The sequence below is a fragment of the Bacillus carboniphilus genome (genome assembly GCF_020524035.2).
Taxonomy (GTDB): Bacteria; Bacillota; Bacilli; order Bacillales; family JAIVKR01; genus Bacillus_CC.
This window is the reverse complement of record NZ_CP129013.1, coordinates 3,183,398-3,197,077: the sequence shown is the minus strand read 5'-3', so window position 1 is coordinate 3,197,077 and position 13,680 is coordinate 3,183,398. Positions and strand designations below refer to the sequence as shown.

Annotated in this window: 13 protein-coding genes, 3 pseudogenes and 2 other annotated features; of the genes and pseudogenes, 4 read left to right on the top strand and 12 right to left on the bottom strand. The window is 33.7% G+C overall.

Annotated features, from left to right (window positions below):
* Positions 1-523 precede the first annotated feature (523 nt).
* Entirely contained in the window at positions 524-1,066 is a 543-nt protein-coding gene (locus LC087_RS16615; protein WP_226543221.1) for a GNAT family N-acetyltransferase, read from the top strand.
* Positions 1,067-1,106: 40 nt separating this feature from the next.
* The gene (locus tag LC087_RS16610) at positions 1,107-1,628 is read left to right on the top strand and encodes a DUF4256 domain-containing protein (RefSeq protein ID WP_226543227.1); all 522 of its coding nucleotides are present in this window, start codon (positions 1,107-1,109) and stop codon (positions 1,626-1,628) included.
* Positions 1,629-1,786: 158 nt separating this feature from the next.
* On the opposite strand, the gene thrS is transcribed toward LC087_RS16610, so the two are convergent.
* The gene (gene thrS, locus LC087_RS16605; protein ID WP_226543219.1) at positions 1,787-3,706 is read right to left on the bottom strand and encodes a threonine--tRNA ligase; all 1,920 of its coding nucleotides are present in this window, start codon (positions 3,704-3,706) and stop codon (positions 1,787-1,789) included.
* Positions 3,707-3,754: 48 nt separating this feature from the next.
* Positions 3,755-3,976: a binding site (T-box leader), on the bottom strand.
* A 32-nt stretch (positions 3,977-4,008) separates the two neighbouring features.
* Positions 4,009-4,231 (bottom strand) — a binding site (T-box leader).
* Between the two features lie 163 nt (positions 4,232-4,394).
* Between thrS and LC087_RS16600 the strand changes: the two genes are divergently transcribed.
* Entirely contained in the window at positions 4,395-5,090 is a 696-nt protein-coding gene (locus LC087_RS16600; RefSeq protein ID WP_226543217.1) for an aspartate/glutamate racemase family protein, read from the top strand.
* A gap of 156 nt (positions 5,091-5,246) precedes the next feature.
* Here the strand turns inward: LC087_RS16600 and LC087_RS19795 are convergent, their stop codons facing one another.
* The 6 genes and pseudogenes from LC087_RS19795 to LC087_RS16575 all read right to left on the bottom strand — a co-directional run bounded on the left by LC087_RS19795 (position 5,247) and on the right by LC087_RS16575 (position 9,000).
* Positions 5,247-5,486, bottom strand: a complete 240-nt coding sequence (locus LC087_RS19795; protein ID WP_371932711.1) for a GNAT family N-acetyltransferase — start codon at positions 5,484-5,486, stop codon at positions 5,247-5,249.
* Between the two features lie 12 nt (positions 5,487-5,498).
* Positions 5,499-5,672: a hypothetical protein gene (locus tag LC087_RS16595; protein WP_226543215.1), complete on the bottom strand. Its 174-nt coding sequence runs from the start codon at positions 5,670-5,672 to the stop codon at positions 5,499-5,501.
* Between the two features lie 187 nt (positions 5,673-5,859).
* On the bottom strand, positions 5,860-6,873 hold the full coding sequence (locus LC087_RS16590) for an aminoglycoside phosphotransferase family protein (protein WP_226543213.1): 1,014 nt from the start codon (positions 6,871-6,873) through the stop codon (positions 5,860-5,862).
* Between the two features lie 380 nt (positions 6,874-7,253).
* A pseudogene (locus LC087_RS16585) lies at positions 7,254-7,752 on the bottom strand (LURP-one-related/scramblase family protein).
* A gap of 192 nt (positions 7,753-7,944) precedes the next feature.
* Positions 7,945-8,348: pseudogene (locus LC087_RS16580) on the bottom strand (cytidine deaminase).
* Positions 8,349-8,493: 145 nt separating this feature from the next.
* The gene (locus LC087_RS16575; protein ID WP_371932710.1) at positions 8,494-9,000 is read right to left on the bottom strand and encodes a DUF6143 family protein; all 507 of its coding nucleotides are present in this window, start codon (positions 8,998-9,000) and stop codon (positions 8,494-8,496) included.
* A gap of 682 nt (positions 9,001-9,682) precedes the next feature.
* On the opposite strand from LC087_RS16575, the gene LC087_RS16570 reads away from it, so the two are divergent.
* Positions 9,683-10,294 carry a phosphatase PAP2 family protein gene (locus LC087_RS16570; RefSeq protein WP_226543207.1) on the top strand — a complete coding sequence of 204 codons (612 nt, stop codon included), beginning with the start codon at positions 9,683-9,685 and terminating at the stop codon, positions 10,292-10,294.
* A 523-nt stretch (positions 10,295-10,817) separates the two neighbouring features.
* Here LC087_RS16570 and LC087_RS16565 read toward each other — a convergent pair.
* From LC087_RS16565 to LC087_RS16545, 5 genes and pseudogenes are all read right to left on the bottom strand, one after another.
* Positions 10,818-10,985 carry a hypothetical protein gene (locus tag LC087_RS16565; protein ID WP_306019714.1) on the bottom strand — a complete coding sequence of 56 codons (168 nt, stop codon included), beginning with the start codon at positions 10,983-10,985 and terminating at the stop codon, positions 10,818-10,820.
* Positions 10,966-11,265 (bottom strand): MarR family winged helix-turn-helix transcriptional regulator, encoded by a 300-nt coding sequence (locus LC087_RS16560; protein WP_306019713.1) that lies wholly within the window; start codon positions 11,263-11,265, stop codon positions 10,966-10,968. The genes LC087_RS16565 and LC087_RS16560 overlap by 20 nt, the downstream gene beginning before the upstream one ends.
* A 182-nt stretch (positions 11,266-11,447) precedes the next feature.
* Complete coding sequence (locus LC087_RS16555; protein WP_226543202.1) at positions 11,448-11,801, bottom strand: DoxX family protein; 354 nt, start codon at positions 11,799-11,801, stop codon at positions 11,448-11,450.
* Positions 11,802-12,457: 656 nt separating this feature from the next.
* Positions 12,458-12,958 (bottom strand): hypothetical protein, encoded by a 501-nt coding sequence (locus LC087_RS16550; protein ID WP_226543200.1) that lies wholly within the window; start codon positions 12,956-12,958, stop codon positions 12,458-12,460.
* A 220-nt stretch (positions 12,959-13,178) separates the two neighbouring features.
* A pseudogene (locus LC087_RS16545) lies at positions 13,179-13,601 on the bottom strand (GNAT family N-acetyltransferase).
* Positions 13,602-13,680 lie beyond the last annotated feature (79 nt).

The window sequence follows — 13,680 nt, the reverse complement described above, 5'->3', positions numbered from 1 at the left end:
CAACTCTATTTTCATAAAGTACAGGAGTAACTTTTCGCTTCCTTTTATTATCATACAACATTTGTCAAATTATAGTAATCCAAGTCAGGAGTGAGAAAATGATCAAGTCCTTAAAAAGCAGACTAATTTTCCGGTTGTAACTTCTTTGCTTTTCATTGCTTTAACTTAAATGAACCTCAACATATCCAATCAAATGAGTTCTCCAATGAAAAACCTACTTTTATTCATTACATTCGCACCCATTTTTAACACAGGAATAATGACACAAAAATACCTACAATCAATATAAAAACCACTTAGGTTATGTTGTAAGTGGTTCTCGTTTGACCATAGTTATTTACAATTTTCAATAACGCTCGATAAAACAGGTAATCCTAGTTTATGGGTCTCTGAATTCGAGGGTCTAACCTGAATTTTGACGTTTTCCATTTTGGATGTGATTAAATCAAACCTCCCTGCACCTTCCCTCTTAGTATATCTGAATGGTAAAATATATAAAAGTGCAGTAAAGGAAAGTGTTGCAGTGAAGATTGATCATATTTGTAATAATAAAGGAAACGAAATAATCAATACAGAAAGAATCTATATGAGAAAATTTGTACAAGAGGATATCAATATGTTCTCCAAAATTGTACAAAAAGATGAAGTCGGTAAATGGCTAGGGTTAGGAAAAGGGATGTCGTATGAAGAATCTACCTCATACATAAACAGAATAATAGAACATTGGGAAGTACATAACATTGGAGTTTGGGCATTGATTAGCAAAAGCACCAATGAAATGTTGGGTCATTGCGGTTTAAGATATATAGATGATTCACAAGAGATAGAGCTCATTTACCTTCTTGATCCAAAGTATTGGGGGAAAGGGATAGCAACAGAAGCAGGAAATGCAGCTGTTCAATATGCGTTTCATTCTCTTAAGGTCAAAAAAGTTTTTGCACGGGTTCGTACTAATAATAGTCATTCAAAAAATGTGCTTCATAAACTTGGATTTACGTTTATTGGAGATCAACAGCACCATAATCGGATACTGTCTTATTACCGTTTAAAGAAGAAGGAGGAATAAAGATTTGGAAAAGGAATTATCACTAGAACAAAGGGAAGAAATGATGGAAGTATTAAAAGTCCGCTTTGATAAAAATATGAATAGACACAAAAGTATGGAATGGGCAAAAATTCAAGAAAAACTAGATGCTCATCCCGAAAAGCTTTGGTCACTCAATGAAATGGAAAGAACAGGGGGTGAACCAGATGTTATAGGATTCGATAAGGAGACAGATGAATACATATTTTATGATTGTTCAGTGGAAAGTCCTAAAGGTCGAAGAAGTGTTTGTTATGATCGTGAAGCACTAGAGTCTAGAAAGAAGCATAAACCTGAAAATAACGCTCTTGATATGGCCACTTCTATGGGAATAGAACTTTTGACCGAAGATCAATATCGAGAGTTACAAAAACATGGAGATTTTGATAAGAAATCATCCAGTTGGGTACAAACCCCTGCGGATATTAGAGATCTCGGCGGTGCACTATTTTGTGATTTTCGCTATGGTCACGTCTTTATTTATCATAACGGAGCCGAATCCTATTATGCTGCAAGAGGGTTTCGAGGCTCGCTAAAGGTCTAGTTATATATCGGAGGGCGATTAGTTACCAGAACATTACTAATTTATTCGCCCTCTTTTGATATACACTGGAGTGGAGTAGTGAATAATAACCAAATAACTACTATTTTTTAAGAAGATGCTCAAATAAATGGAAGAATTCCTACATAAATTTATCCTGTTTAAAGACTACGTTCTTCTATTTGCTTTTCAATGTTCATTTTAAACTCATCAAATGGAATACTTTGTAATTGTTTTTCTCCGTATTTTCTAACATTTACTGCTTCATGTTGTAATTCATTGTCCCCTAAGACTAAAATATAGGGGATTTTCTTCATCTGCGACTCTCTTATCTTATACCCAAGCTTTTGATCACTATCGTCAATATCCACTCTTACTCCTCGTTGTTTCAGTTCGGATTGAACCTTGAGACAGTATTCGATGTGAACTTGTGAAACAGGAATTATTTGTACTTGTGTCGGTGCCAGCCAAACAGGAAATGCTCCTGCAAAATGTTCAATTAATATACCAAAGAAGCGATCAATAGAGCCATAAATGGCACGGTGGATAACAACAGGACGAATTTTTTCATTGTTTTCATTAATATAAGTCAAATCAAATTTCTCAGGCATTTGAAAATCTAGCTGAATCGTAGCGCACTGATGACTTCGTTTTAAAGCATCTTTAATATGAAAATCAATTTTCGGACCATAAAAGGCCCCGTCCCCTTCATTTAGCTGATAATCTATTTTTAAATCATCCAGTACTTTTTTTAATGACCCTTCAGAGATTTCCCAAAGATGATCATCACCTGATGAATTCTCCGGACGAGTTGAAAGCTCTACCGAATAATCAAAGCCAAACGTACGATACACTTGATCTATTAAACCAAAGACCTGCTTAATTTCATTTTCTATTTGGTCTTCACGAACAAAGATGTGAGCATCATCTTGACAAAATGTACGGACCCGAAGCATTCCATTTAATGCACCACTATATTCGTGACGATGAACTTGACCGAACTCTGCCATCCGAATTGGTAAATCACGATAGGAATAAAGACTGTTTTTAAATACCAGCATATGACCAGGACAATTCATTGGTTTCATGGCAAACGTAGCCTGATCAACTTCAGAAAAATACATATTCTCTTGATAATGATCCCAATGACCGGACTTTTCCCATAATTGTTGATTCATCATTAATGGAGTACGAACTTCGTCATAACCAGCATTTGTTTGTAGCCCACGAGAAAAATTTTCTAGTTCATTTCGAACGATTTGTCCTTTTGGCAAATAAAATGGCATTCCTGGTGCATCCTCTGAAAACATAAATAGCTCTAATTGTTTTCCTAGCTTACGATGATCTCGTTTAGCTGCTTCTTCTAGGAAATTCACATACTCATTCAAATCTTGTTTCCTTTGAAATGCGACCCCATAAATACGTTGAAGAACTTCGTTTTGACTATCTCCTCGCCAATAGGCACCTGATACATGAGTTAGTTTAAATGCTTTTATCAATCCAGTTGAGGGAAGATGAGGACCACGACAAAGATCAATAAATTCCCCTTGTTGATATAATGTTATTTTTTCATCTTTAGGTATGTCTTTTAAAATTTCTAATTTAAATGGTTCACCTTGTTCTTTAAATAAGTTCTCAGCCTTTTGATAAGAAACTTCAACTCGCTTAATGGCTAAATTTTCATGAACAATTTTCTCCATCTCTTTTTCAATATCCAGTAAGTCTGCCTCATTCAAATGATGATCTAGTTTAAAATCATAATAAAAACCATCTTCAACCACGGGGCCTATCGTTAACTTCACATCCCCATAGAGTCTTTTCACAGCTTGTGCCATTACATGCGCTGAAGAATGTCTTAAAATATTTAAACCTTCTTTCGAATCCATTGTTAAAATAGAAAGTGTTGAATCCTTTTCAAGCTGATAGCATAAATCAACCAGTTTCTCATCTACTTTCCCTGCTATGGCTTTCTTTCTTAAGCTTGAACTAATTGACTCTGCCACTTCTTTTACTGTAATTCCTTTTGGAAATATCTTTGATTCTCCGTCAGGTAATTGAACTTTAATTAATTTTTCATTCATTTCAATAAACACCCCTTTTATATATTAAAAAACGCACTCATCCCTATAACAAGGGACGAATGCGTTAGTTTCGTGGTTCCACCCAATTTCCCATAAGTAAAAAATACTTTTGGCTTTGGTGCTGTAACGTAGCTTTTACGGTATTGGATACTTTGATTCACCAATACAGCTCAAAGGTGGTAAATTATTTTCCTAAGCTAGGAAGCTCTCACCTTTCCTTCCCTCTCTAATAACCGTAAAAATAATCCTTGTCCTCTTCATTGCTTTTATTTTGTAGAATAAAAAACGCACTCATCCCTATAACAAGGGACGAATGCGTTAGTTTCGTGGTTCCACCCAATTTCCCATAAGTAAAAAAATACTTTTGGCTTTGGTGCTGTAACGTAGCTTTTACGGTATTGGATACTTTGATTCACCAATACAGCTCATAGGTGGTAAATTATTTTCCTAAGCTAGGAAGCTCTCACCTTTCCTTCCCTCTCTAATAACCGTAAAAATAATTCTTGTCCTCTTCATTGCTTTTAACATGAACTAAGTTAAATTATTTCATATGCTACAATATTCCCCCATAATTAGCAACCTTTTTTTAAAAAAACTTTCATGATATTATGATCAGCTAGTTTTGAAAGGATGTATTATAATAAAAAACAAACAATATTTTACCATCGAATCTTTTGGAGGCGAAATGATGAGAACTATAGGGCTACTTGGTGGGATGAGCTGGGAATCTTCAGCAATCTATTACAAATTAATTAATGAAAGAGTGAAAGAAAAGCTTGGTAAACTTCATTCTGCAAAAAGTATCATGTACTCTGTTGATTTTCAACTGATTAAAGACCTTCAATTTGAAGGAAAGTGGTCCAAAGCAACAGTTGAACTTATTAAAGCAGCCAAATGTGTTGAAAAAGGTGGAGGAGATTTTTTAATCATTTGTACGAACACCATGCATAAAATGGCTGAAGAAATTCAAGGTGCGATTTCAATACCCGTTCTTCATATTGCAGATACGACTGGGGAAGAAATTGAGAAGTCCGGAATAAGAAAAATAGGATTACTAGCAACGAAGTTTACGATGGAACAGGAGTTTTATAAGGGACGATTACAATCTAAATATGGAATAGACGTAATTATTCCTAATGAAGAAGAGCGGATTATGATTCATGATATTATTTACAATGAACTATGTCTTGGTGACATACGTACCGAATCTAGACAAATATATAAAGAGATTATCGACCGACTAATTGAACGTGGAGCTGAAGGTATTATCCTTGGTTGCACCGAGATTACAATGTTAATTAAAGAACAAGATATCAACATTCCGGTCTTTGATACAACCAAAATTCATGCAATAAAAGCTGCTGATTATGCGATGAATAAGTGATTATTTTACAATAGAGGGGATCTCCAGAATTTAGAGGGTTGATACTTATTGATTATCACTCTTCCGTATCAACATTTTAAATCTTGTTTCACAATCTTGCCCGGTAATGGAATCATCTAAATTGCTAATTTTTTCACATAATCAATTAATATAAGTTTATCTGTACCTTGGTATTCCCCCCACCTTTTCATACCCTAGTTTTTCATAAAAGTGATGATTCCTTTTGTTTAAATGCGGAGTGTCTAAACACCATTTCATTGCTGAGAGAAATTCTTTCTCAATCAAATTCATAATGTCCGTACCGAATACTTTATTTTGATATTTAGTAGACAGGAATATTCTATTGAGTTTAAACCTGTTATTGGTTAAATCTCTAATGTCAATACCACCAACTATTTCATCATCATTCTATATTGTGTAGTATAAAAAGATTTCTATTTTCTTAAGTAGTCTCTCTATTGGTTCATTAACACGACTTGTTCCGTGGTCTTGGTACTTTTTTAAATCCTCTGCAAACTCTTCTTTCTGAATCTCTAAAAGCTGTTGTGCCTCACTTTCTTTTTTTCTTTTTATTGTTAACACTATACCTAGCCTTCTTTCATCTATTAGATTATCCTGAATTCAACTTAGTACTAAATATTTCTGTTGACTATGATCATCCAAAAAAATCCTTTATTAATATAAAAGGGTATATTCCGGTTAAAGTCTTTAGTTAATTCATAGAATAAAATAATAACGAAATATTTATTTTTGAAGGAACAAATATGTTTTATAACTCATTCTTTAACCAGTTCAATAATATAGGAATTTGATCGGCATAACTTCTAATTTCATTTATTGTTGCTGTTACCTGTTCCGTCCCCATTTTCTTATCTTCCTCATCTGTACACTCAATCCCTAGCGATCTTTTCAGGCTGTATTCAAGCCAGTCTAGTTTACCAAGAAAACCAAGTGATAATACCTTTCTCCAATCGGCGTTTACTTGACCGTATCGCGTTTGATAGCTTTGTATAAATGTGCAGAACTTTTGTTTATCAATCTCTCCTTTTTCTTTAGTTGACCAGTAGATTGCTGTTTCAACTAAATCATGATGAGGATTAATAAAACCAGCTGATTCCCAGTCAATAAGGACTGGTTTATCAAAATTCCACATAACATTTTTAGAATCCAGATCCCTATGGCTAATGACCATATTAGACGCCAGAACATCCTCCGCCTCATTCGCCGCTAAATTCCAACCCTTAAGGTTATCGAAATTTAGAGAGAGGATGTCAACCCATTCCATATATTGTTTCTTTCCTCTTTGCAAATAATAGTCCCAATTTATTAAGTGATTATTTTCATGTTTATCATTTGTTATCTTTAATTCACTAAAATCAGTCTTATGTATATCCGCAAGAATTCCTCCAATCTTTTCACAATGACTATTATTAATATTCACTTGATTTAAAGTTACACCCTCTATCCAATTAAATACAAGATAGTATTGTCCATTCACGTTTTGAATGAAATCATCCGTCGTGTTTCTAGTCGAGAGAGCTGGTATATTTTTAGAAAGAAAATAGGCTATCTTTTCAGCGTTCACATAATTTCTAAGCGCATTCGGTCTTTTCATTATTTCTGGGTTTAGTAGCTTTACTGCATACTTCCCTTGAGTAGTTTCAACGGAAAACATTCGATGTAAAAGTCCTCCAGAGATAGGCTTAGGTTCATTCACTAGCTCACCAAGAAGAGACGTTCGGCATATATCCTTAAAGTCCAACTTATAACTGATATCTCCCATTTTAAATCATCCCTTTCTGTTTAAAATAACGAGTAAACAATCTTTATTAGCTGTAAACTCTATGCCTGACAGGATAGGAAAAGAGGTTATTAAAGACACCAATTTATTTATATCTTATATTGCTTTATTAAAACATTCACTATCAATGATGAATTCCAATAAGATTCCACTCCATTCTAAACATTCAACACTATATTTAAGGTTTTTGTTTCTTGTTACACTAAAACCTATTCATAAACTCTTACCAATTTTAGCATATTATTATTTTCGCTACTCATTAAACGAAATAAAAACACTAATCTTCTAACCGATTAGCTCAAAAACAAATTTAAAAAACGACTGAGTTTTCCATAATATTAATACCCTATTCATATTTCACTTTAAACCGCCCCTGCTGATGAAGCTGCCGCTTGATCCGACTTCACACAATCAATAGCAACAACTAGTGCAATTATAATGGTCTCCATCTGTTCATCTATTACTTGAACTTTGTAGCTATCCCCCCCATGTGAACCATTCCTTGTTGACTTTTCCAATGATTTCACCATGCTGTAACACTTGAAACTCCATATCCCACCAATTCCCATGCACTTCAATACCTTCTGTAGCAATGGTATAACGAGCCTTAAAAAGAGAAAGCTCCTTCTTTATCGTTAATACCTCTCGACCGTTCACCTCAACAATAAATTTCGGTAAAAAGCTAAACACCTTTTTCGTAATGATTGCTACTTCATTTCTTGTTGCATTCATTATCGAGAAAGTCTTAGGAACTTTCATAAAGCTACCTTCTACATAATATACATCCTTTTCCTCATGATCCTTGACTGTAAATTTCTCGCTAAGACTAAATACCTTTTGTTTTATAAAAAGCTGTCTCATCCTTATACCTCCCCAAAAAACAATCTAATAGTATTTACGTTTGATCCGTCTATAGGTTCCAAAATTATGTATTAATTTTTTGATCTTTTAAAGCGCCTTTTATTAAATCTAACCCTTTATAAAGAACGATGTTGATTTTTAACTAAAGAAAGTGAACTCCAGATTTGGTGGAGTTCACTTGTTTAATTTTAACTATTTTCTATACGCTTTATACCAATGGAAAGGTTGAACTTCCTCTAAAGTTTTAAAAAGAATTTCGTTACTTGGAGTGTAAATACCAACTTTTACTTTTGGTCCCCAATAAAAAAAGCCTTTCTTGACATACCCCACAAGGTGTTAGGATTTTATATTCTGCTTTTTCATGATCTCTTACTACACAAATAGAATGAGTAATTTGAGTCTCAAGTTTATGAGCTTCTAAAATAGCTCCTGTTTCAATGCATAACTCTGTGGAAGCATTAATATTTTCAGGAGAAACACTCGTTAAGATTTTCCGGTCTATTGTGTACATAGCCGCAGCACCACCCCAACCTATTGGGTATCTTTTCTCTATTAGTGCTACTGCTTCTTCATAGAGTCTTTTTTTCTATATTCATTTTAACACCTCATATTCCATATTGAGAGTAACTCATATGGAAATTTTATTAGCCTCAGTTTATCATTGGTGGTGTCTATTGAGAACAGACCGCTTTCAATGATTAATGTCGTTACTGTGGTATCGTTATTAAGTTATTCGTTTAATCAACAAACAATTTCTTTACCTTCCCACCATTCGAAACCAATTTGTGAGACTGTTTCAGTTCGACTTCCAATAAATAACACTAAGTTTGTCCCTGGTTCCAAAATGATCCTTCCTTCAGCTGTTTCAAAAAAAGTGGAGTGTGGTGTCAAAGCTCTTGAGCCAATATTCGTTCCTCCAACCGGCACACCTTGAACACTTGGGTTAAAATGAATTTGCCCCATGGGTTGATTAGGCGAACCTACATTAACACTAGTCACTTTTGTAGACTCAAACTTAGCACCAGGAGGCTCGGAATTTAAATATAAATCCGCTCTAACAAGATCGGTTGAAAAATTAGCTAATACAATTACATTGATGAATAAGTTAACATTCGAATCTGGTGGATTGAACAATTGTACCCAGGCATTCGTATTTGTGTTCGGAATTAAGTCTGACGATGATCCAGCAAATAAAACGCCTTTCGTACTTTCAAACGCATCATTTCCAACCGTTATAACTGGTCTTATTTTATCAATTCAAATCTATCCCTCCTAAAAAATCTTCACAATTGATTTTTATTATCACATTTTAGTGAGTAGAACTTTTTTGAGAAGACTTCAAATTAAAGCCTAGGCGATACCTTCAATCATTAATCTAAATTTTCCTTTATAGTAGTGCGTATTCAATAAGTAGGGAAAAAAGGACGCTGAATAGAAAAGCTGAAACCCTTTGTTCACGCTAGGGCGAGCATAAGGCGAACATAACGTGAAGGTGTTTTTTACCTTCACTAAATGTTTGACTATTTCTGAAGATCTACTAAGAACAGTCACGTCCTGTGACTAACGTAGATCCACCTAAATCCTTTAGGCGTCTCCGATGTAAGGGTTGAAGCTAGACAAGAACGAGGCGGTCTGCTTAATGAACACAGGCTAAGTACAGCCACGTCGCGCGAGCTAACGATGATGCTAGGCCATCCAGGCCATCGTAGGACTTTTTGAACAACCTCTATAAATTATTGTTTTCTAATGTGAATTTGAATCATACATAAGCCATTTTAATTTATCTTATACGCTTCAGCTCATTGTTGAACAATATTATCATCCAACAATCATTACTCAATTTACATTTAATATATAAGTGTTTCGGGCATAATTTAAGAAAACACTTTCTTATCTCATTCTGAATTTATGAAAGGAGGACAGAGGACATATGAAAGCATTTTGGATCGCTTTCTTCTCCTGTATTTCATTTACTTTTCTTTCTGTTAACGTATCAAACTCCCCTCTACCATGGGATAAGCCTATTTCCTCTTTTCTTGAACCATCCCAGTGGCTAACCTTATTTGATTTTTTAGGTTCCAATAAGTTTGTTAGCATAATGGGTTTTATCCTTATTTTGTACATATGGTGGAAAGATAAAAATTATAGAAAAGTCATATTTATCGGCTCATCTCTTGTATTAGGATATTTTGCTTTCAAAGGACTGAAAATATTAATAGGAAGAGAACGACCACTGGGAGCACTTGATGAGGGGAATAGCTTTCCTAGTGGTCAGAGTACAATGAGTTTTATCTTTTTCTTCTTGCTCTGCTATGTAATCCGTACTGAGATCTCTAATAGGAGCATTCGATTCCTCGTTTATATTAGTAGCACTTTACTCGTACTCTTTGTTGGAGCTAGTAGAATTGTACAGGGTGATCATTATGCTAGTGATGTTGTCGGAGGATACCTCACTGGGTTAACTATTACGGGAGGTCTCTTATTTCTATATGAGAAATGGGAAATATTCAGAAGAGATAACGATCATTCAAATGGCCATTGAGATATATGGTAATTTATGAGAAGGATATTATTGAAACATTTGTTGCCTAGTCAATAATATGCATGTTCAACGAAATTTCTATTAGGAACGATAAAATGAAATTAGCGAGTTCTTTCATACACCCGATAGAATACGATTAGTTTATTAACAATAGACAAAACCACTTTCTTAACAGTTTTCTAAGATGGTTATACATCCAACATATCTTTTAAATACTTGTTACAAATCTACAAAACGACTTTTGTTAATAGCACACGAAAAGCGAACCACATGATAAAAAAAAAATGAGCCACTCAAAGTTTGTGAATTCTTTGTATGAAGATAAAAAGGATGGCATTATTTAGAGAGGCGGGCATGATACCTTTGTTAAGGTTGCGAACTCCTCCCTACTCGCACATTTTCGCAGAAATTCATGCCTGTAGAGGCTCCATGACAATCCTAAAAATGGAAAAATATTTCTCTCTAAAGTTTGTGAAATAGACTTACTAAAGTGGCTCAATTTTTAATTGCAAAATACAAAGTTTTATTTCTCTAAATTTTGCGCACCTATTCCAATTCTTTTCAATAGTCCAATTAGCTGTTCTTTTTCATCATTGGAGATAAATGATAAATTTCGAGAAATTGTTGCCACGTGTTTAGGAAAAATTTCATCAAATAATATTCTTCCTCTTTCAGTTATATAGTATGACATTAGAAGCTCTTCTATCATTTGGATGTGGTTGTCTTTCTAAAAGCCCTTTCTTTTCTAACTTATCCACTACATAGGTGATACTCCCGCTAGGAATAGAAAGTACCTCACTAATTTTTTGGATAGGGTGAGGACCTTTACTGTAAAGTAATTCAAGTATCATAAAATTCACATTATTAATTTTATGACTTTCAATATCCTTTCGGATATTTTCGAAAACAGCATCAGTAGCCTTCATCCAAACCCTAAATAATCTCAAATCCAGATCACTTTGTTCACCCATCACCTAACCTCCTTCAAATTACGGTTATATTGGTTTTCTGTATATAGAATAATTAATTTCTGTCTATTAGTAAAATCTGAAGTCCTTTACCTTTAAAACTGGATGGGTAAATTTTTCTTCATTATTCAAATATCAATTTGAATAATGATGAAATTCTTCTTAATCAAATTAAACCTTATCCCTTAAAACAATGATTCAAAATTTATTAGCAATACTATCAAACCAAATATTAGCAAAATGATTGGCATCATCATGTTTTTAACAGTATCTTTAATTTTGATATGAGTAAAAATAGCCCCCATCATCGTTACAACAATTAATAATCCTCCCCAAGCAGCCATTGATAAATTCCAAATTCCTGCAATAACTAAAACTGCGGAAAAAATTTCCATTAACCCTGTAAATACTCTAAACCATCCTGGATAACCAAAATTCTTAAAATCATCAACCATTTGCTTTGAACCAAACTTCATAACTCCAAACATTAAAAATCCTAAACCTAATAAAACTTGAAGAATAATTGATAAAACCGTCATTTATAATCTCTCCCTTTATGCTAGTATTATTTATCCTTAACTCAGGACTTTTTTATCCTATCATTAGGATATATTTTATGTCAACCAAAAAAACAACCCAATTTATGGTTGTCGGGTTGTTTATCTTCTATTCAAACTATTTCTTATTAATCGAACTTGAACTTTATTTAAGTACAAACCTTCCCTATTCCTAATATGATCTTTCCTTCAGGTATTACACAATTTTACTGGATGCAATGCTAGGTAGCCATGTATAGTAATAAATGAAAACGATCTTTCCCTACACTTCCCTGTAACATTTTATTTCGATATTTTGTGACCTACATTACATGGTGTTCTATGCCATGAACGGTATTACCATTCTTTTTATATCCGTTCATACTTTCACCTCACAACTTAAGTATGGACATCAATTAAGAAGTCTAAAAGCTTTTATCGTCTAAAGACGGTGGCGTTAAACCACACTTTTGGAAATTAAAACTTACTACATAATGTACAGCAATGGATAATAATGATGAGGCTAATCGACGCGGTGACCAGTGGCCGGCTGATAATTAAACTATACGTATCACTAGCGAATAAATTAACGCATTCTTAGGTCTTTTTTTATTTAAATTTTGATCTAAGCTATCCTTACCAGACAGGCACTTTATTGTTTAAAACCACTTTTTTTCATCATGGACCCATTGATGGTTCTTTAAATCGTATGACCTATCATCATTAGGAAAAGCAAAGTACGATGGTAATTTCACTGTGTCTCCATCTGCTTTCTCCCAACATTGACTAAACCATTTTGTGAATATCAGTTGTTCTTGAGTATAGAACCTATCTTCATTCTGATCGTAAAATTCATAAAAATCATCTAAGAGACTCTCATCTATGTCACAATATTTTACTTCTGGCAGTATCTCCGTACTACTTACAAAAATCGTTTTGTCCTTTCCTTTATAGACAACTTCGTCACCGTTTAAATCCATAAGGAACATCATAATCGAGAATTCGAAAGTATTATCGTCAACATATACCGTAAATTCTAATAAATCCACTTCAGATGAAAAGTTATATTTAAAGATCTTTTTAAGGTTTCTTACTAACATATCAGAATGATTTTCAAGGTGTTTCTTAACTGAATCTGCATATTTTTCTACTGAAAACATAATAACCCTCCATTTTATAAAAAAATGCTTATTTTAATACTTTTCACTACTTAAAATGACAAGTAAATGCTCAACTTAAATAATTTGAAATAATAAACAAGTGTCTCCCTTCTTAAAGGACTTGTTTTAAATCTTGTTACAACTGGGCAATTCTGAGCGAGCAATTGAACTTATTCCAATTGTATATATTTAAGATCATTTTAAAAGGAGAAGGGCCTATTTATTCTCTCCGATTAATCACTTTGAACATACCTGTCATGTTCGGAGAATAATCTTTAAAACTAAACTTCTCATAAAAACCTTTTTTCCTCAGATGCAAACAATCCAACAAAAGCTTTATCTGAGGCATGAGCTTCTAAAAATCTCATTAACTCATTCATAATTTCTTTACCAATCCCTCTCCCCTGATATTCAGGGTGTACCACTACATCTTGTTATAAAAATATATCGCACCATCCCCTATAATTCTTCCCATTCCAATAATATCACCGTTAACTTTGACAACTGTTGAGTGAACAGAATTTTGAATGGACTTTTCTACAGCATCAAAATTTATAAAATTTTCCTACCCTACACTCGAACAAAGATAAATAAATTCCTCCTTTGTAGGTATAGTATTCGTTAACTGCCATTTTGTTGGCATAACTGCCACCTAACTTTCTTTTAAACCTCTAGTACCCATTTTCAATCACTCCATTAAATCTCTATAAAAATCATTAAGT

What these genes read in the sequence shown, in the direction of transcription:
- LC087_RS16550 (WP_226543200.1), bottom strand. Translation starts at nt 12,958, where the DNA reads ATGTTTTCAGTAGAAAAATATGCAGATTCAGTTAAGAAACACCTTGAA.
- LC087_RS16570 (WP_226543207.1), top strand. Translation starts at nt 9,683, where the DNA reads ATGAAAGCATTTTGGATCGCTTTCTTCTCCTGTATTTCATTTACTTTT.
- thrS (WP_226543219.1), bottom strand. Translation starts at nt 3,706, where the DNA reads ATGAATGAAAAATTAATTAAAGTTCAATTACCTGACGGAGAATCAAAG.
- LC087_RS16565 (WP_306019714.1), bottom strand. Translation starts at nt 10,985, where the DNA reads ATGTCATACTATATAACTGAAAGAGGAAGAATATTATTTGATGAAATT.
- LC087_RS16590 (WP_226543213.1), bottom strand. Translation starts at nt 6,873, where the DNA reads ATGGGAGATATCAGTTATAAGTTGGACTTTAAGGATATATGCCGAACG.
- LC087_RS16555 (WP_226543202.1), bottom strand. Translation starts at nt 11,801, where the DNA reads ATGACGGTTTTATCAATTATTCTTCAAGTTTTATTAGGTTTAGGATTT.
- LC087_RS16560 (WP_306019713.1), bottom strand. Translation starts at nt 11,265, where the DNA reads ATGGGTGAACAAAGTGATCTGGATTTGAGATTATTTAGGGTTTGGATG.
- LC087_RS16610 (WP_226543227.1), top strand. Translation starts at nt 1,107, where the DNA reads ATGATGGAAGTATTAAAAGTCCGCTTTGATAAAAATATGAATAGACAC.
- LC087_RS16600 (WP_226543217.1), top strand. Translation starts at nt 4,395, where the DNA reads ATGAGAACTATAGGGCTACTTGGTGGGATGAGCTGGGAATCTTCAGCA.